Here is an 18,702-nt window from a genome sequence, read left to right on the forward strand (position 1 = left end):
GCCAAGGCGCGCAAATGCGTGCGCGGCACTGGCCTTTTTCCTCCTGAATGCCTAGCTTGGCCGCATGGCCGATATGCAATCCACCGCCGCCGCAGCCCCTGCGATCATCCGCCGTTCCGACTATCGTCCGCCCGATTGGTTGGTACCCGATATCACCCTCGACTTCGATCTCGACCCGGCGGCGACCCGGATAAGGGGGATGCTGGCGGTGCGGCGCAACGGCGATCATGACAGGCCGCTGCGGCTCGATGGCGACAGGCTGGTGCCGCTTGAGGTGAAGGTCGACGGGCAGCTGCTCGACACCGGCCAATGGTCGATGGAAGCGGGGGCGCTGCTCATCCCGCTTACGGGCGAAAGCCACAGCATCGAGACGCTGGTGGAGATCGCGCCCGAGGGGAACAGCAAGCTGATGGGGCTTTATGCCAGCGGCGGGCTGCTCTGCACCCAGTGCGAGGCGGAGGGATTCCGTCGCATCACCTTCTTCCCCGACCGGCCCGATGTCCTGTCGCGCTATTCGGTGCGGATGGCTGCGGACAAGGCGCGCTACCCCATACTCCTTGCGAATGGCGATCCGGTCGACCAGGGCGACCTGCCGGACGGGCGGCACTGGGCGCGCTGGAACGATCCGTTTCCCAAGCCCTGCTATCTCTTCGCGCTGGTGGCAGGCGATCTGGCCTGCAATGCTGATCGCTTCGTGACGATGAGCGGGCGCGAGGTAAAGCTCGGCATATGGGTCAAGGAAGCCGATCTGCCGCGTACCGCCCACGCCATGCAGGCGCTCAAGAACAGCATGGCCTGGGACGAACGGGTCTATGGACGCGAATATGATCTGGACGTGTTCAACATCGTCGCCGTGGCCGACTTCAACTTTGGCGCGATGGAGAACAAGGGGCTCAATATATTCAATTCGCGTTATATTCTCGCCGATCCGGAAACGGCGACCGACATCGACTATGACGGTGTCGAGGGTGTGGTGGCGCATGAATATTTCCACAACTGGTCGGGTAACCGCGTCACCTGCCGCGACTGGTTCCAGCTGAGCCTCAAGGAAGGCTTCACCGTCTTCCGCGACCAGAGCTTTTCGGCAGACATGGGGAGTCATGCGGTCAAGCGGATCGAAGATGTCCGCATCCTGCGCGCAGCGCAGTTCCAGGAGGATTCGGGGCCGCTCGCGCATCCGATTCGACCGGAATCCTATATGGAAATCAGTAACTTCTATACCGCGACCATCTACAACAAAGGTGCGGAAGTCATTCGCATGATGGCGCTGATGCTGGGCCCGGAACGCTTCCGCAAAGGCACAGACCTCTATTTCGAGCGGCATGACGGGCAGGCGGCGACCTGCGAGGATTTCGTGCAGGCCATGGAGGAGGGCGGGGAGATCGACCTCGGCCAGTTCCGCCTCTGGTACGAACAGGCGGGCACGCCGCGCGTGCGTGCGTCACTGTCGCACGATCCCGCCACGGGCATCGCGGAGCTGGCGCTGGAGCAGGCGGTTCCCGCCACGCCGGGCCAGCCTGACAAGCAGCCGATGGCGATCCCGCTGCGCGTCGCCCTGTTCGATCGGGCGAGCGGAACCCACCATGGCGACGAATTGCTGATGCTGACGGAGGCGAGTGAGCGCTTTTCCTTCAAGGGTTTCACCGATGCGCCGGTGCTGTCGATCAACCGCGGCTTCTCCGCCCCGGTCATCGTCGAAACCAACCATGATCAGGCCGACCTGGCATTCCTGTCGGCGCATGACGACGATCCCTTCGCCCGCTACGAGGCGATGCAGCAGCTGATGGTCAACGTACTGATCGGCAAGATCGGCGGGCATGCGGTCGACGAGGCTGCGGTGATCGCGGCAGTTCGCCATACCGTGACCGATCCGGCGCTCGACCCGGCCTTCATCGCGGAGACGATCCGCCTGCCGAGCGAGGCCTATCTGGGCGACCAGATGCGCGTGGTCGATCCCGATGCCATCCACGCCGCGCGCGATGGGCTGCAGCAGCGCATCGGCGCCGAGCTGGAGCCGCTGTGGCGCGACATTCATGCGAAGACAAAGGCTAACGGTTTCTCCCTGTCCTCGACGGCAAAGGGCGCGCGCAAGCTGCGCAACACGGCACTGCACTACCTCGTCGCCTCAGGGGTGGTGGACGGCCCGGCGGTCGCCTATGCGCAGTTCGACGAGGCCGACAACATGACCGAGCGGCAGGCGGCGCTGGCGACCCTCGCCAACGGCACCAGCGCTGAACGGGAAGCGGCGCTCGACATCTTCTACAATCGCTATCGGGATGATGCGCTTACGCTCGACAAATGGTTCCAGACCCAGGCCTTCGCCTTCTATCCCGAAACGGTGGATCTGGTCGAGGAACTGGGGCGGCACCGGGACTTCACCATGACCAATCCCAACCGCGTGCGCTCGCTCTATGGTGCCTTCGCGGGCAATCAGTGGGCGTTTCACCACAAGTCGGGCAAGGGATATCGGCTGGTGGCGGACTGCATCATCGCGCTCGACAAACTCAACCCGCAGACGGCGGCCCGGCTGGTTCCGCCGCTGGGGCGCTGGCGGCGCTTCGACGACATGCGCGGAGCGATGATGCGGGCGGAACTGCAGCATATCCTTGCCGAGCCCGGCCTGTCGAAGGACGTGACCGAGCAGGCAAGCAAAAGCCTGGAGTAAGGCGATGCAGGGCGGCGGCGCGCCCTGCCTTCGCAGGAGCGCCGCGCATCGCGAGGATCAGCCGCCCGCGATCCCCAGCCAGGCGGCCACGTCGGCCGCGACCTTGTTGGCTGCCGCGTTCAGGGGGGCGCCGATGGTGTTCGCCTCGATCTTGCCGCCCACGGGCTGGGTGGCGGTAAAGCGCTGCCGGGCGACCACGGTGCCGGTGATATTGGTGAGCACCGCCTCATAGGTCACGACCGCGCTGTTGGTGCGCGCGTCGAGCCCGAAGGAGATCAGTTCCCCGGTAAGGCGTTGCGTGCGCTCATCCCCGGACTGGCCGGGATCGAGTACCATGCGGTTGCTGGTCGCGGAGACCGTTTCCGCCAGCAGGCGCTGGAACAGGTGGCGAGGGGTTTCGGCCCACTGCACCTTCGTCACATAGGCGGCGGACGTCGGCGTCGTCTGGACCGCCACGCGGATCGTGTCGATCACCCGGGGCGCTTCCGGATCGAGGATGATGAGGCCTGGCCCCGTGGCGGCGGCACGCGGCGTACCGGCCTGAACCTTCTGCGCAGGATCGAGCGTCAGCAGCTGCTGCGGCGGCTTCCCCCCGATCGAGACGCAGCCGGCGAGCGCGAAGGCCGTCGCGAGCAGGAACACGGAGCCCGGTGCATAGGGTTTTTTGTGGAACATCATCCGGCTCCCTTTCAAGGCTTGTAGTCGGGCAAAGCGGGCGATCCGACGATGGATCCCGCGCCCTGCTGGTCGAGCTTTTCGGCGACACCGCGGAAGGCGCGCGACATTTCCCGCAGGTCGCGCACCAGGCGGTTCACTTCCGGCATCGTCTGGTTGCTGAAGGCGTGGACGCCCGGCTGCGCCTCCGCGATCGTCTTGTCGAGCTGATCGATGGTGCTGGTCGCGGCCTGCACGCTCTTGCGCAGGTCGGCCATCAGCGGGCGGCCCTGATCATTCAGCAGCGAATCGGTGGTGGAGGCAAGCTTGCCGATCTGCTCGGCGGCGATGCCGGTGCGCTGAACGGCGATGCGCGCCTCCGCGAGAGTAGCGGCGATCTCCGGGCTGCGGTCGGCCAGTGCGCCCGACACCCGCTCGACATTGGCGAGGATGCCGGCGATCGACTGCTGGTTCTTGTCGTTCAGCAGCTCGGTCAGGCGCTCGGTAAGCGTCGAGAGCCGCTCCAGCAGCTGCGGGGCATTGTTGAGCAGCTCGCCGAGCGCGCCCGGCTTGGTCGGGATGACGGGGACGCCGTCGGGGCAGGCCGACAGCGGGTTGTTGGCGGGGCAGCCGATGGGCGGCGCGCCCTTCACCGCGCCGTCCAGCACGATCTCCGACACGCCGGTAAAGCCGACACCCTGGATGGTAGCGGTGGTGCCCTGCAGCACGGGCGTACCTTCCTTCACGGAAATGCGCACCTTCACGAAGCTGGGATCGCGGTCCCACAGCTCGATCCGTTCGACCTGGCCGGAGGGGACGCCCGAATAATTGACACCCGATCCCTTGGCGAGGCCGTTCACCGACTGCTTGAAGAAGATGTCATATTCCGCGTTGTCGCCCTGTGACAGGCGCGAGAACCAGAAGGCGGTGACCATGACCGCCGCCAGCAGCAGCAGCGTGACGACGCCGACCAGCACATGATTGGAGCGGGTTTCCATATCCTATCGCTTTCCGTTCCCTTGGCCGTTCCCCTGGCCGTCCTGTGCGGCGGCGGACCTGTCGCGTTCGCGCTCCACCGCCGCCGTGGCGGCCCGGCCGCGCGGGCCGTTGAAATATTCCTGGATCCACGGATGGTCGAGCGCCAGCAGCTCCGGGATGGTTCCTACCGCGATCACTTGCCTGTCCGCCAGCACCGCCACCCGGTCACAGATCGAATAGAGCGTATCGAGGTCGTGGGTGATGAGAAAGACGGTAAGCCCCAGCGTCTGCTGCAGCTTGCGGGTCTGATCGTCGAACGCCGCCGCGCCGATGGGATCGAGCCCCGCGGTCGGCTCGTCGAGGAACAGCAGATCGGGATCGAGCGCCAGCGCGCGGGCCAAACCGGCGCGCTTCTTCATGCCGCCCGACAGCTCGGACGGGAATTTCGGCCCCGCCTCTTCCGGCAGGCCGGTCATGCGGATCTTGTAGGCGGCGATCTCGTCGCGCAGTTGCGGCCCGATATTGGGATAATATTCCCGGATCGGCACCTCGACATTCTCCGCCACCGTCAGGGTCGAGAACAGCGCGCCGCCCTGGAACAGCACGCCCCAGCGCTTGCGGATGGCCAGCGCCTCGTCATCCAGGCGGCCGATCATTGATTCGCCGAAGACATGGACTTCGCCCGCATCGGGCGTCTGCAGGCCGATGATGGAGCGCATCAGCACCGACTTGCCGGTGCCGGATCCGCCGACCACGCCCAATATCTCGCCCTTGCGCACGTCGAGGTCCAGCCCGTCATGCACCAGCTGGTCGCCGAAACTGTTCCTGAGACCGCGCACGGAGATGGCGATATCGCCATGCTCGACCGCGCACTCGACGCGTTCCTCCTCGACTGCCGGCGGCGCCATCAGACCCAGCCCACCCAGGTGAAGAAAACCGCAAAGAAGGAATCGATCACGATCACGAGAAAGATCGCCTGGACTACGGCGGCGGTGGTGCGCAGCCCCACCTCCTCCGCATTGGCCTTGACCTGCATCCCCTGGAAGCAGCCGGCAAGCGCGATGATGACGCCGAAAACCGGCGCCTTGATGAGCCCGACATAGAGATCGGTGATCGGCACCACTTCGCGCAGTCGCTGGACGAAGGTGATGGGCGGAATGTCCAGCGCCACGGCGCAGAGGAACCCGCCGCCGATGATCGCGACGATCGACGAATAGAAGCCGAGCAGCGGCATCATCACCACCACCGCCAGGGTGCGCGGCAGCACCAGCGCCTCCATCGGCGACACGCCGATGGTTCGCATGGCGTCGATCTCCTCGGTCAGCTTCATGGTCCCGAGCTGCGCGGCGAACGCGGATCCGGATCGGCCGGCAACCATGATCGCGGTCATCAGCACGCCCAGTTCGCGGAAGGTGAGGCGGCCAACCAGGTTGATCGTCAGCACCTCCATACCGAACTGCTTGAGCTGCACCGAGCCTTGCTGCGCGATGACGATGCCGATGAGGAAGCTCATGAGGCCGATGATGCCCAGCGCCGAGACGCCGACGACCTCGAAACGCTGCACGACGGCATTGAGCCGGAAGCGGCGCGGATGGCGCAGCAGGCTCCAGCTGGCCACCAGCGTGCTCCCGAAGAAACCGAGCAGGCCGACCAGGGTGGTGCCGGAGTTGATCACCGCCTCGCCGATCTGTCCGACGATCCGCTGCAGTGGGGAGACATGGTCGGGACGGATGGCCATCGGCTCGTCATACCCGGCCACGGTGTCGATCAGGCGGCGCGCATCGTCGCTCGCGTTGATGACCTTCGCGCCGAGGCGCCGGGCGGTGCGGTGGACGGTCCAGGCGCCGATGGTATCGATATGGGATATGTCGCCCAGGTCGATCGCGCCGACCGGCCCCGTCACCGCATCCAGCCGCGCGGGCAGATCGCGCAGGCAGGCGACCGACAGCGTGCCGGAAAGGCGGATGACGCTGCTGCCGTCACGCGTTTCCTCGACCAGATCAGCGGCTTTGTTCATGCGGGAGGAGTAGTGGTCCAATATCGGTTGCACGGCAAGCCGAAACGGCCCATCCGCAAGCCAGAACGAAGGGGCAGCGAGAAAGTTTCGGAAACGGCATGAGGCGCAGGCTGGCGATATACGACATGGACCGCACGGTCACCTTCAGCGGGACCTATACGGGGTTCCTCCTGCACGTCGCGCGGCGAATGGCGCCGTGGCGGCTGGTCCTGTTCCCCGGCGTCCTGCTGCTGATGCTTGCCTATGTGCTGAGGCTGGTGACGCGGGCGCGGCTCAAGGAACTGAATCAGGGGCTGATGATCGGGTTCAACGTGGAACGCGCAAAGCTGATGCCGCATGTGGAGAGCTATGCGGAGACGGTGATCGCGACCAACCTGCGCAACGGGGCAGTGGCGCAGATCGAAAGGGATCGCGCCGACGGTTGCACCCTGGTGCTCGCGACCGCTTCCTACCGGCTCTATGTGGAGCCGATCGCGCGGCGGCTGGGCTTCGACGCGGTGATCGCGACCGATCACCTCAGCCAGGACCTGCGCTATGTGCGAGCGAAGATCGCGGGTGAAAATTGCTACGACACGGGCAAGCTGCGCATGATCAAGGCCTGGATGGCGGCGGAGGCGATCGACCGGAGCCAGGCGCATATCCGGGCCTATTCCGACCATGTGTCGGACGCGCCGATGCTGGAATTCGCCGACGAGCCCTTCGCCGCCAATCCGCACAAGCCGCTCGCCCTGCTGGCGCAGGCGCGCGGATGGCCGCGGGTGGACTGGGCATAAGCTTTCCCTCTGCGACACGCGCCCTGTCAGGCGATCCGGTTCGGGAGCGGATCCCCGGCGAAATGCGCGGCGAGGTTCGCCAGCAGCGATGACGCCATGCGGCCGACCGCCTCATGCGTGGCGCCGCCGGTGTGGGGCGTGAGCACGCAGTTGGGGACATCGGCCCAGCGCGCGGGATCGGTGGGTTCCGGATCGAAGACGTCGAGCGCCGCGCCGCCCAGGCGGCCGGACCGGAGCGCCTCCACCAGCGCGGGCTCGTCGACCAGCTGGCCGCGGGCGACATTGACCAGCACGCCCTGCGGCCCCAGCGCGTCCATCACCCCCGCGTCGATCATCCGCCGGTTGCTCTCGTCGGCACGCGCCGCGACCAGCAGGATGTCGCTGTCCTGCGCCAGCGCCAGCAGGCTTTCGGCGCGGGGCCAGGGCAGGTCAGGCTTGTCGCGCGGCCCCCACCAGCCGATCCGCATGCGCATCACTTCCGCGCGCCTTGCCGTCGCCATGCCGATCCCACCCATGCCAACGATGCCGAGCCGGGCGCCGCCCAGCGAATGGGTGCGGGTCTTCGCCTCGATCGTCCAGCCGCCGGCGCGCAGCTGGCGGTCGCCCTCCACGATCCAGCGGCGGTGGGCGAGGATGAGGCCGATCGCATGGTCAGCGACATCTTCTGCATTGGCATCGCCGCCATGGGTGACGGCGATGCCGCGCGCGCGGGCATCGTCCAGGTCGACGCCGTCATAGCCGACGGTGAAGCAGGCGATGAGGCCGAGGCGGGGCATCGCCTCCACCAGCGCTTGCTCCAGCGGGAACTCGCCGGCCCACACGATGGCGCGCGCCTCGCCCAGGCGGGCGTGGCCCGTTTCCTCCCACAGCGGGACGGCATCATAGTGCGCGGACAGTAGAGGGATCAGCGGACCAAGCAGCGGCTGTCCCACCAGCACCACGGGACGATCGCTCATGCGATGGTCCGCAGCGCCTGGGCGAAGTCGGCGATCAGGTCGTCGGGATCCTCGCAGCCGATCGAGATACGCACCATATTGTCGCTGATGGCGAGCGCACGCTTGCGTTCGGCGGGCACTGACAGGTGCGTCATCGCGGCGGGATGGCTGGCGAGCGTCTCCGTGCCGCCGAGACTGACGGCGAGCTTGGCGATCTTGAGCGCGTCGAGGAAGGCGAAGGCCTCCGCTTCTCCGCCCTTGAGGTAGAGCGAGAAGGTGGAGCCGGCGCCGGTGCAATGACGGCGGTAGATGTCGGCCTGCCGGTCGTCCTCCGGGAAGCCGAGATAGACGACCTTTTCCACCTGCGGCTGGTCGCGCAGCCAGGCGCAGACCTTCGCGGCATTCTCGCCGGCGCGGGTCATGCGCAGTTCCAGCGTCTCGAGCGAACGCAGCAGCATCCACGCCGAATGCGGGTCGAGGATCGTGCCGATCGTGTTGCGCATCAGGCGGATGGTGTTGATCAGCGCGTTGGACCCCAGCACGCCGCCCGCCACCAGGTCGCTGTGGCCGCCGGCATATTTGGTGAGGCTGTAGATCACCAGGTCCGCGCCGTGCGAGATCGGATGATGCCAGAGCGGGCCGAGGAAGGTGTTGTCGATGGCGATCGGTGGCAGTTGCGCCTCCGCCGCGAACAACAAGTTGCGCCGCGCAACTACGGCATCGAGGTCCACCAGCACGTTGGTGGGGTTGGCAGGGCTTTCCAGATAAATCAGCGCGACGCGGCCCAGGGCCTTCGCCTGCTCGATCACCGCGCCGATCTCCTCCTCCGTCGCGCCAGCAGGGAAATCCAGCCATTTGACGCCAAAGCGACCGAGGATGCGGCCGATCAGCGATTCCGTCGCGGCATAGAGCGGCGCGGAATGGACGATCACGTCACCGGGCTGGACCAGCGCCAGCAGCGTGGTCGCGATGGCAGACATGCCGCTGGAAAAGAGCAGGGCATCCTCCGCCTCCTCCCAGACTGACAGGCGGTCCTCGCAAATTTCCTGGTTGGGGCCGTTGAAGCGGGAATAGACCAGGCCCTCCGCGCCGCCCGGACGGATGCCGGTGACGCCCTCGAAATGGCGCTTGCCTGCCGCCGCGCTCTCGAAGGCGAAGGTCGAGGTGAGGAAGATCGGCGGCTTGAGCGAACCCTCCGAGAGGGTCGGGTCATAGCCATGCCCCATCATCAGCGTTGCCGGCTTCAGCTTGCGGCCGTCGATCTCCATGATCGGGGGCTTGGGGCGGCGGCGGTTGCGGCTGGGCTCGGCGCCGGTGAGGTCGGCTTCTGTTTCGCCGGTCATATGCTTCTCCTGCGGTTCGGCGGCGTCTGATGCGCCGTTCGGGTGACAGGAGTGTAACGCAGGAGCGGGGGAAGGAGCCAGAGGGAGAAAGATATAATCTTTCGCGGGCAGGCATGAATATTTCTACATAGCCCGGATTATGGGCGGGCGGCCCATCTGTGGGGGCATACGAATTTTTCGGGGTAGCTGCGGCAGGATGCCCGACCTAGGTCTCGTGCCATGAACGCGCAGGCGAACGAGAATTTCTGGGCGCTGACGGAGAAGGAGAAGCAGACCCTTCGCCTGATCGTCCGCGGGCACGACGCGAAATCGGTCGCGCGCAGCCTGGGCCTGTCGGTCCATACCATCAACGAACGGCTGCGCGATGCCCGACGCAAGATGGCGGTGTCGAGCAGCCGCGAGGCCGCCCGCCTGTTGCTGGAAGCGGAAGGTGGCGATTTCGGACCAGCGACCCCCGATTTGTCGGGGGACAGGGGAATCGGGGAAGACGCCGCCGGTTCCGGGGAGGATCAGGGAAGCGCGCCGATCAGCGGCGCGGGGCGGGCGCTCCGCCAGCCCTGGATCATCATCGGAGGTCTTCTCATGACACTGATTCTTGGCCTGCTGGCGCTTGCCGCCCTGCCCCAAGCCGCTTCCCCGCCCTCTCCGGTCGCCGCGCAGGCGGCTGCCCATTCGGAGGTGGTGGATTCAGCCCGCAACTTCCTGGCCCTGATCGATCAGGGGCGGTGGGAGGAAAGCTACCGGGCGACCGGGGCGACGTTCCGCAAGATGAACACGGTGCAGGTCTGGGCCGACGCGTCGGAGAAGGGCAGGGTGCCGCTCGGCGCGATGGTCTCGCGCACATTCCTCAGCCAGGAGAATCTGCCGGCGCCGCCGCATGGCTATGAGGTGGTGAAGTTCCGCACGCGCTTTGCCAACAGGGCCACCGATGCCGTGGAGACGGTTTCGCTCGATCGCGAGGATGGCGTCTGGCGCATCGTGGGCGTGACGATCGACTGAGCGGAGTGCAGCGGGGCAGGGGACGGCGGCAGCCACTTCCGTCCGGGGGGCGTACCCCCTACATCTCCCTCAATGCCTCCCGCACTCCCCTCCATCCTTGAAAGCTGGTTCGCAGCGCGGGGATGGCGGGTGCGGGCACATCAGGCGGAGATGCTCGCGGCGGCGGAGCGTGGCGAGCATGCGTTGCTGGTGGCGCCGACCGGGGCGGGCAAGACGCTGGCGGGGTTCCTGCCGACGCTGGCCGACCTGATCGCTCACCCGACCGACCGGCTGCACAGCCTCTACGTCTCCCCGCTCAAGGCGCTGGCGGTGGACGTGCGGCGCAACCTGTTGACGCCGATCGAGGAGATGGGGCTGCCGATCCGGGTCGAGACCCGCACCGGCGACACGCCGTCCGACCGCAAGGCACGGCAGCGCGTGCGGCCGCCGCAGATCCTGCTGACGACGCCCGAATCGCTGTCGCTGCTGCTGTCCTATCCGGACGCGGCGCTGCTGTTCTCCGATCTGCGCACCGTCATCGTTGATGAGGTCCATGCCTTTGCCACGCAGAAGCGGGGCGACCTGCTGAACCTGTCCATGGCGCGGTTGCAGGCGATCAATCCCGGGCTGCGCCGGGTGGCGCTGTCGGCGACGGTCGCGGATGTCGATGCCTATCGCGCCTGGCTGGCACCCGATGGCGACATCGGATCGGTGACGCCCGTCCTGGGCGAGGCGGGGGCGGAGCCGAACGTCGCGATCCTGATCCCGGAAGGAAAGGTGCCCTGGTCGGGTCATTCGGGCAAATATGCTGCGAAGCAGGTGATGGAGGAGATCGCACGGCGGCAGACGACTTTGGTCTTCAGCAACACGCGGGGCCTGGCTGAACTGATCTTCCAGGAATTGTGGTCGGCCAATGACGACAACCTGCCGATCGCCATCCACCATGGCAGCCTGTCGATCGAGGCGCGGCGAAAGGTCGAGAGCGCGATGGCGGCGGGCAAGCTGCGCGCGCTGGTGGCGACCGCCTCGCTCGACCTGGGGGTGGACTGGGGCAATGTCGATTGCGTGATCCAGATGGGCGCGCCCAAGGGCAGCTCGCGCCTGCTCCAGCGGATCGGGCGGGCCAATCACCGGCTCGACATGCCGAGCGAGGCGATCCTGATCCCCGGCAACCGCTTCGAATATCTGGAGGCGCGCGCGGCGCTCGATGCGATCGAGGCGGGCGAGCGCGATGCCGACGATTTCCGGCCCGGGAGCCTGGACGTGCTGGCCCAGCATGTGATGGCGATCGCCTGCGCCGGCCCGTTCCGGGAGGAGGAACTGCTGGCGGAGGTGCGATCCGCCACGCCCTATAGCGCGCTGGGTGAAGAGGATTTCGCCCATGTGCTGCACTTCATCGAAGGCGGCGGCTATGCGCTGCGCGCCTATGACCGCTTCAAGCGGCTGACCCGCGATCCGGACGGGACATGGCGCGTGTCGCATCCCCGCTTCATCCAGCAGCACCGGATGAACGCGGGCATCATCGTCGACCAGCCGGTGCTCGACGTGCGCTTCGCCAACGGGCGCAAGCTCGGCACGGTGGAGGAGACGTTTGCCGCGACGTTGCGGCCGGGGGACAGCTTCTTCTTTTCCGGCATGGCGGTGGAGGTGGTGCGGATGGACACGACCGACCTCGTGGTGCGGGCGACGTCGAAACAGGCCCGCATCCCCAGCTGGGGCGGGACCCGCATGGCGATGTCGACCCGGCTCGCCGACCGGGTGCGCCATTTCCTCGCCTCGCCGGACGAATGGCACCGCTTTCCCGGGGATGTGCGCGAATGGCTGGAGATGCAGAAGGTCCGGTCGGCGCTGCCGCAGCCGGGGCAGCTGCTGGTGGAGACCTTTCCCCATGAGGGGCGGCATTATCTGGTCTGCTACAGCTTCGAGGGGTGGAACGCGCACCAGTCGCTTGGCATGTTGCTGACGCGGCGCATGGACGCGCTGGGGCTGATGCCGATCGGCTTCGTGTCCAACGACTATGCGCTGGCGGTCTATGGCCTGAAGCCGGTGACCGACCCGCAGAGCCTGTTTTCCGCCGACATCCTAGACCATGAGTTCGTGGACTGGGTGGAGCAGTCGAGCCTGCTCAAGCGGGCTTTCCGCGATGTGGCGGTGATCTCCGGCCTGATCGAGCGGCAGCATCCGGGCAAGCGCAAGACCGGGCGGCAGGTGACCTTTTCCACCGACCTGATCTACGACGTGCTGCGCAAGTACCAGCCCGACCATATGCTGCTGCAGGCCGCCTGGGCCGATGCGCGGGCGCGGATGACCGATGTCGGCCGGCTGGGCGACCTGATCGACCGGGCGGCGGGGACTATGCTGCATGTCGCGCTCGACCGGGTGAGCCCGCTGGCGGTGCCGGTGCTGATCCTTATCGGGCGCGAGCAGGTGGCGCAGCACGCGGTGGACGATGCGCTGCTGATCGAGGCCGAGGCGCTGGTGGCGGAGGCGATGCGGGCGGATTAAACCTCCACTCCGTTCGCCCTGAGCTTGTCGAAGGGCCGCACTTCTCTTCAAAAAAGAAAGGGGCTTCGACAGGCTCAGCCCGAACGGGTTTCGGATGGGCGAAGTCAGTCGAACAGTCCGTCCTGCGATCCGGCGGGCGGGTTGAGGCCGAGATGCTTCCAGCCCGGGCCATTGAGGCAGCGGCCGCGCGCCGTGCGGGCGATGAGGCCGAGCTGGATCAGATAGGGCTCGATCACTTCCTCGATCGTGTCGCGCGGTTCCGAGAGGCCTGCGGCCAGCGTCTCGACGCCCACCGGGCCGCCCCGATAGATGTCGGCGATCATCATCAGATAGCGGCGGTCCATCAGGTCGAGGCCGAGCTGGTCGATCTCCAGCCGGCTGAGCGAGGCGTCGGCGACCTTCGCGTCCACGGCCTTCGCACCCGCGACATGCGCGAAGTCGCGCACCCGGCGCAGCAGGCGCCCGGCGATGCGCGGCGTCCCGCGCGAGCGCCGGGCGATCTCGATGGCGCCGTCGGAGGTGATGGCGAGGTCGAGCAGCCGGGCGGCACGGCGCACGACCAGTTCCAGTTCCTCGACCGTGTAGAATTGCAGCCGCACCGGAATGCCGAAGCGGTCGCGCAGCGGCGTCGTCAGCAGGCCCTGCCGCGTGGTCGCGCCTACCAGGGTGAAGTGCGGCAGGTCGATGCGGACAGAGCGGGCCGAGGGGCCCTCACCGATCATCAGGTCGAGCGCGCGATCCTCCATCGCGGGGTAGAGCACTTCTTCGACCGCGGGGTTGAGGCGGTGGATCTCGTCCACGAACAGCACGTCGCCCTCGTCCAAATTGGTCAGTAGGGCGGCGAGGTCGCCCGACTTGGCGATGACCGGGCCGGAGGTGGCGCGGAAGCCGACGCCCATTTCCTTCGCGACGATCTGGGCAAGGGTGGTCTTGCCGAGGCCGGGCGGGCCGAAGAAGAGCACATGATCGAGCGCTTCGCCGCGCTGTTTCGCGGCTTCGATGAAGATGCGCAGATTCTCCCGCGCGGCCTGCTGGCCGATGAATTCGGCGAGCGACTTCGGACGCAGCGCGGCATCGACATCCTCGGCCCGGCGGGAGGAGGTGAGGAGACGGTCTTCGGTCACTTCGCCGCCTTCCGCAGCGCCAGGCGGACGAGGGCGTCGAGCGTTGCGCCCTCACCCAGTTCCTCTTCCGCGGCGGCGACGGCGGTGCTGGCTTCGGCGGGCCTGAAGCCGAGATTCTGGAGGGCGGAGAGGGCGTCGGCGGCATGGCCGGCGGCCGGGATTGCGATCGGTGCCGTGCCGGGGGCGCCCATCGGCGTCGGAGCAGCGCCGATGCGGTCCTTGAGTTCGTTGACGATGCGCTGGGCAAGCTTGGGGCCAACGCCGTTGGCGCGGGCGATCATCGCCTTGTCGCCCGTGACGACCGCGCGGTGCAGCTCGATCGGCTCCAGCGCCGAGAGGATGGCGAGCGCGACGCGCGATCCCACGCCCTGCACGCCGGTGAGCAGGCGGAACCAGTCGCGCTCCTCCGCCCGGGCGAAGCCGACGAGGCGGATCGAATCCTCCGCCACCAGCATTTCGGTATGGACGGTGACGGCTTCCCCGACCGGGCCGAGCGCGGCGAGGGTTCGGGAGGACGCGCCGACCAGATAGCCCACACCGCCCACGTCGATGATCGCATGGTCGATGCCGGTGCTGTCCAGCCGCCCCTTCAGCTTCGCGATCATGCCCCATGCCCTTTGGTCATGATCTGTTCCTTACAGCCAAATGCGCGTGGCACCAGCGGGAAATATCTGCCGCCCCGTGCGTAGTGCAGCCCGATCCCCCATCTGCAACGAGGAAACATTCATGACCGCGCCTCTTCTCGGCCCGAAGGATTTCGAATTTCCGGCGATCATGCTATCCGGCATCGTCGACCACGGCATGTACCTGCACTTCAAGAACTGCCTGTCCACCGCGCCGCAGCAGGGGCTGGTGGTGGTGGAGATTTCCACGCTGGGCGGCGATCCCGAGATCGCGCGGATGATGGGCGAGGACATCCGCTTCCATTCCGATCTCTATCCGCAGCGGCGGCTGGTGTTCCTGGGCAAGACGGCGGTCTATTCGGCCGGCGCGACCTTCATGAGCTTCTTTGCGACCGAGAACCGCTATCTGACGCGGGGCACGCGGCTGATGATCCACGAGCGGCTGATCACCAAGACGATCAACCTGGCGGGACCGCTGTCCACCTGCATCGCGACGCTCAAGGCCAATCTGAACGAGATCGAGTCGTCGATCGCGATCCAGAATGAGGGGTTCCAGAACCTGATCCTGGGATCGCAGGTGACGATGGAAGAGCTGCTGCAGAAGGCGCCGGAAAACTGGTATCTGGAAGCCAATGAGGCGCAGGCCATGGGCCTGGTGGCGGCGGTGCTCTGAGGGACTTGCGCGGGGGCGCTTTGCGGTCTTCTATGCGTGCATGAACCGCAGCGCCGCCGCCTCGCCCATCTTTCCCCGGCGCTATGGCATGTTCCTGCTGTTGCTGCTCAGCGCCGTGCCGCTGGCCATGGCGATTCCCTGGCACGAGGCCGTGATGGCGGGGTTCGACATCGCCGCCGCCGCCTTCCTGATCGCCTTCCTGCCGCTGATCGGCGCCGATCCGCAGGAGATGCGGCGCAAGGCGCAGGCCAATGACGCCAATCGCGAACTGATGCTGTTGCTGACCGGCGTCGTGTCGCTGGTGGTGCTGGTCGCGGTGGGAGTCGCCGTTGCGGGCCATGGGGGCGCCGGTGCCGGCGCGATCGCGCTGGTGCTGGCGACGCTGGCGCTGGCCTGGCTCTTCTCCAACCTCGTCTATGCCATGCACTATGCGCATATCTGGTATCTGGCCGACGGGAAGGGAAAGGATCGCGCCGGCCTGGATTTTCCCGGCGTCGAGGAACCCGGCTATTGGGACTTTCTCTATTTCGGCTTCACGCTGGGCATGACCTTCCAGACGTCGGACGTGGCGGTGACGGGAACGGAGATCCGGAAAACGGTGCTGTTCCACTGCCTCGCCGCCTTCGTCTTCAACCTGGGCGTGATCGCCTTCACCATCAACGTGCTGGGCGGCGGCTGATCCGTCAGCCGGGTTGCGCGAGATCCTGGTAGAGCATCAGCGCGTTGCCGTCGGGGTCGAAGAAGGTGAGCAGCTTCACCATGCCGGGATATTCGACGATGTCGCCGTCGAAGCGGACGCCATGCCCTTCCAGCGCGGCCTTGGCGGCGGCGATGTCGGTCACGCCCCAGGTCGGCACCGCGCCGCCACCGGGCGTCACGGACTCCACCTGAGAGAGGCCGAGGTTGACGCGGGCGACCGGGCTCTGGAGCTCGCACCAGGCGATTTCGTCGACGCGGTAGAGCAGGGTAAAGCCAAGCACGTCGCCATACCATCGGATCGCATCGTCGAGGCTGGCGGTCTGCATCGCCAGGGTCAGGCCGCCGTCATAGCCCATCGCCGCCGCGCCGCCCGTGAGGTCTTCCACCGTCGCCATGATGCCTCCTCCCGTTCAAAGGCGGACAGCGAGGCGGACAGTTGATTCCGCGTCCCTTGCCCGTCGAGTCACGAAAGTATAGTTGCTATCCTATGCTGTCAATCGACGTCCTTTCCGAACTGGGCCGCTATCGCTGGACGGTTCCGCTGATGGCCTTTCTGGCGGAGCGTGGCGGCGGAGCGCGCTTCGCGGAGGCCGCGCATCGGCTGGGAATGGCGCGCGAGAGCCTGTCGCGGACGCTGGAGGCGGCGGCCGGCGCCGGCTGGATCATCCGCAATCCGGGGCATGGGCATCCGCTGCGGCCGGAATATCTGCTGAGCGCGGAGGGCGCGCGGATCGGCGAGGCGTGCCGGGCGATCGCGGCGGCGCAGGCGCGTATCGGGCTGGCCCCCGACGCGCTGTCGCGCTGGAGCCTGCCGATCCTGCGGCTGATCGCGGACGGGAACGGCCGCTTCAACGCCATCTCCCGTGGCATCGGCAACGCCAATCCGCGCGCCATGACGGCAAGCCTGCGGGGGCTGGTGGGGCTGGAACTGGTCGACCGGCGGCTGGTGGATGGATTTCCCCCGGCGAGTGACTATGCGCTGACCGGGCGGGGGCTGGTGCTGGCGGAGGCGCTGCCGGCGGCCGCCTGAACGCGCGCCTTCACCGCTTGCTTACCATTTTCCGCTAGGGGAGCGGGCATGCGTTCTTCCGCCGATCCCCCACCGAAATCGGCCGTCAGCCATGGCGTTGGCCTGGCGGGGCTGGCAGGGCTGGGCGTCTGGACGCTGGTGGCACGTCATTATGGCATGAACGGCCCCAATGCCGGAATCGCCGCGGTAGTCGCCTGCGGGTTGCCGATGGTGCTGTGGTCGCTGATCGTCGACAAGGTGCATCGCCGGGCATCGACGGGCATCGACTGGAACGGACCGGCGCGGCCGGTGCGCGACGTGCTGGACATCAGCCTGGTCAAGATAGCGGGCCTGTGGGCGACGTGGCTGGGCATCGCGATCTTCTACTGCATCGCCCGCTGGTACTGGCGGGGCGACTATCGCTTTTCCATGGACCTGTTCGCGGCGGCGGCGCCCTGGCTGGTGGGCGCGTCCATCCCCTATGTGATCTGGCTCGACCGGCGGCTCGTCGAGCCGAAGGATGCGAGCTATGCCTTCGGCCAGTGGGTCATCGGCGGGGCGGCCGGGGCCGCCGACATGGGGCAGGTCGCCAACCATGCGCGGGCCTGGGCGGTCAAGGGCTTCTTCCTCGCCTTCATGGTGTCGATCGTGCCGGGCAATTTCGCCAGCGTGGTCGAATGGCGGATCGAGGATGCGTTGGCCCATCCGGTGGCGCTCGCCGGCTTCCTGATCGCGGTCATGTTCATGATCGACGTGTGCATGGCGACGGTAGGCTACATGCTGACGCTGAAGCCGCTCGATTCGCACATCCGCACCGCCAATCCCTATCTGGAAGGCTGGCTCGCCGCGCTGATCTGCTACCCGCCCTTCGTGCTGATGGGCGGCGGCGGGCCGCTCGACTATCATGCGGGCGGGGCGGAATGGGACGTCTGGACGCAGGGCAGGACGGCGCTGCAATGGCTGCTGGGCGGGTGGTTGGTGCTGCTGACCGCCATCTATGCCTGGGCGACGGTGGCGTTCGGTATCCGCTTTTCCAACCTGACCCATCGCGGCATCCTGACGCACGGCCCCTATCGCTGGAGCCGGCATCCGGCCTATCTGTCGAAGAACCTGTTCTGGTGGTTCTCCTCCCTGCCCTTCCTCACCGTCAGCCACAGCCTGACCGACATGGTGCGCAATTGCGCGATGCTGGGGCTGACCAACGCGGTCTATTACTGGCGGGCGAAGACGGAGGAGAAGCACCTGTCCGCCGACCCGGACTATCGCGTCTATAGCGACTGGATGGAGCGCAACGGGGCGGTGCCGCGATTCTTCGCCTGGGTTACGGGCAGGAAGCGGGTCGCCGGGCCGGTGGTGCAGCCGGCGGAATAAAACCCACCGTTCGGGCCGACCCCTTCGACAGGCTCAGGACAGGCTTGTCGAAGCCCTTCACCGAGCGAAGCGAAGTGGCTTCGCCTTCGGCTCAGCGGTGCCCTTCGACAAGCTCAGGGCGAACGGGGGTTTTGTCTAAAAGCTTTCTTCCTCGTAGACGTGGCTGAGGTCGCCCTGCCATTCGCCGTGATAGCGCTCCAGCAGCCGCTCGGCGTTGGTCTTGCCTGAGGCCACGACCTCTTCGAGGAAGGAGAGATAGCCCGTTTCATTGTCGCCGGCGCCGTTGAGCCGCGCGCGGGCGGCAAGGCCGGAGCGGGCGATGGCGAGCACCGGGCCGGCGATGTCGCGCAGGGTG

Annotated in this window: 17 protein-coding genes and 1 pseudogene; 8 read left to right on the top strand and 10 right to left on the bottom strand. The window is 66.9% G+C overall.

What is annotated here, in order from left to right; all coding sequences use genetic code 11:
- Window positions 1-64: 64 nt before the first annotated feature.
- Entirely contained in the window at window positions 65-2,665 is a 2,601-nt protein-coding gene (gene pepN, locus M529_RS41375; protein WP_021319109.1) for an aminopeptidase N, read from the top strand.
- Between the two features lie 57 nt (window positions 2,666-2,722).
- On the opposite strand, the gene M529_RS41380 is transcribed toward pepN, so the two are convergent.
- From M529_RS41380 to M529_RS41395, 4 genes are read right to left on the bottom strand one after another with little or no spacing between them, the layout of a single operon-like run.
- Entirely contained in the window at window positions 2,723-3,343 is a 621-nt protein-coding gene (locus M529_RS41380) for an ABC-type transport auxiliary lipoprotein family protein (protein WP_021319110.1), read from the bottom strand.
- A gap of 11 nt (window positions 3,344-3,354) precedes the next feature.
- Window positions 3,355-4,317, bottom strand: a complete 963-nt coding sequence (locus M529_RS41385; RefSeq protein WP_021319111.1) for an MlaD family protein — start codon at window positions 4,315-4,317, stop codon at window positions 3,355-3,357.
- 3 nt (window positions 4,318-4,320) lie between these two features.
- The gene (locus tag M529_RS41390; protein WP_021319112.1) at window positions 4,321-5,205 is read right to left on the bottom strand and encodes an ABC transporter ATP-binding protein; all 885 of its coding nucleotides are present in this window, start codon (window positions 5,203-5,205) and stop codon (window positions 4,321-4,323) included.
- Entirely contained in the window at window positions 5,205-6,314 is a 1,110-nt protein-coding gene (locus M529_RS41395) for an ABC transporter permease (protein WP_021319113.1), read from the bottom strand. Before M529_RS41395 ends, M529_RS41390 begins: the two co-directional genes overlap by 1 nt.
- Before the next feature lie 98 nt (window positions 6,315-6,412).
- On the opposite strand from M529_RS41395, the gene M529_RS41400 reads away from it, so the two are divergent.
- Window positions 6,413-7,087: an HAD family hydrolase gene (locus tag M529_RS41400; RefSeq protein ID WP_021319114.1), complete on the top strand. Its 675-nt coding sequence runs from the start codon at window positions 6,413-6,415 to the stop codon at window positions 7,085-7,087.
- 26 nt (window positions 7,088-7,113) lie between these two features.
- On the opposite strand, the gene M529_RS41405 is transcribed toward M529_RS41400, so the two are convergent.
- Window positions 7,114-8,043, bottom strand: a complete 930-nt coding sequence (locus M529_RS41405) for a 2-hydroxyacid dehydrogenase (RefSeq protein WP_021319115.1) — start codon at window positions 8,041-8,043, stop codon at window positions 7,114-7,116.
- Complete coding sequence (locus tag M529_RS41410) at window positions 8,040-9,365, bottom strand: cystathionine gamma-synthase family protein (protein WP_021319116.1); 1,326 nt, start codon at window positions 9,363-9,365, stop codon at window positions 8,040-8,042. Before M529_RS41410 ends, M529_RS41405 begins: the two co-directional genes overlap by 4 nt.
- Window positions 9,366-9,584: 219 nt before the next feature.
- On the opposite strand from M529_RS41410, the gene M529_RS41415 reads away from it, so the two are divergent.
- Both M529_RS41415 and M529_RS41420 read left to right on the top strand, forming a co-directional pair.
- Window positions 9,585-10,364 carry a helix-turn-helix domain-containing protein gene (locus M529_RS41415; RefSeq protein ID WP_021319117.1) on the top strand — a complete coding sequence of 260 codons (780 nt, stop codon included), beginning with the start codon at window positions 9,585-9,587 and terminating at the stop codon, window positions 10,362-10,364.
- Between the two features lie 72 nt (window positions 10,365-10,436).
- Entirely contained in the window at window positions 10,437-12,848 is a 2,412-nt protein-coding gene (locus M529_RS41420) for a ligase-associated DNA damage response DEXH box helicase (protein ID WP_031295234.1), read from the top strand.
- Window positions 12,849-12,952: 104 nt separating this feature from the next.
- Here M529_RS41420 and ruvB read toward each other — a convergent pair whose 3' ends face one another.
- Window positions 12,953-13,972, bottom strand: coding sequence for a Holliday junction branch migration DNA helicase RuvB (gene ruvB / locus M529_RS41425; RefSeq protein WP_021319119.1), 1,020 nt, complete (start codon window positions 13,970-13,972; stop codon window positions 12,953-12,955).
- Window positions 13,969-14,577, bottom strand: coding sequence for a Holliday junction branch migration protein RuvA (ruvA, locus tag M529_RS41430; protein WP_021319120.1), 609 nt, complete (start codon window positions 14,575-14,577; stop codon window positions 13,969-13,971). Before ruvA ends, ruvB begins: the two co-directional genes overlap by 4 nt.
- A gap of 121 nt (window positions 14,578-14,698) precedes the next feature.
- Here ruvA and M529_RS41435 point away from each other — a divergent pair, with 121 nt between their 5' ends.
- The gene (locus tag M529_RS41435) at window positions 14,699-15,268 is read left to right on the top strand and encodes a hypothetical protein (RefSeq protein WP_021319121.1); all 570 of its coding nucleotides are present in this window, start codon (window positions 14,699-14,701) and stop codon (window positions 15,266-15,268) included.
- Window positions 15,269-15,308: 40 nt separating this feature from the next.
- Window positions 15,309-15,947 (top strand): DUF1345 domain-containing protein, encoded by a 639-nt coding sequence (locus M529_RS41440; RefSeq protein WP_021319122.1) that lies wholly within the window; start codon window positions 15,309-15,311, stop codon window positions 15,945-15,947.
- 4 nt (window positions 15,948-15,951) lie between these two features.
- Here M529_RS41440 and M529_RS41445 read toward each other — a convergent pair whose 3' ends face one another.
- Entirely contained in the window at window positions 15,952-16,362 is a 411-nt protein-coding gene (locus tag M529_RS41445; RefSeq protein ID WP_021319123.1) for a VOC family protein, read from the bottom strand.
- Window positions 16,363-16,454: 92 nt separating this feature from the next.
- On the opposite strand from M529_RS41445, the gene M529_RS41450 reads away from it, so the two are divergent.
- Together M529_RS41450 and M529_RS41455 are read left to right on the top strand one after the other, a co-directional pair.
- A complete protein-coding gene (locus M529_RS41450; RefSeq protein ID WP_021319124.1) occupies window positions 16,455-16,997 on the top strand; it encodes a winged helix-turn-helix transcriptional regulator in 543 nt (180 codons plus the stop codon).
- Window positions 16,998-17,045: 48 nt separating this feature from the next.
- Window positions 17,046-18,347 carry a methyltransferase family protein gene (locus tag M529_RS41455; protein ID WP_021319125.1) on the top strand — a complete coding sequence of 434 codons (1,302 nt, stop codon included), beginning with the start codon at window positions 17,046-17,048 and terminating at the stop codon, window positions 18,345-18,347.
- 135 nt (window positions 18,348-18,482) lie between these two features.
- Here M529_RS41455 and M529_RS0124925 read toward each other — a convergent pair.
- Window positions 18,483-18,702 (bottom strand): annotated as a pseudogene (locus M529_RS0124925) (glutamate--cysteine ligase); the annotation flags it as partial.

Source organism: Sphingobium ummariense RL-3 (assembly GCF_000447205.1).
Taxonomy (GTDB): domain Bacteria; phylum Pseudomonadota; class Alphaproteobacteria; order Sphingomonadales; family Sphingomonadaceae; genus Sphingobium; species Sphingobium ummariense.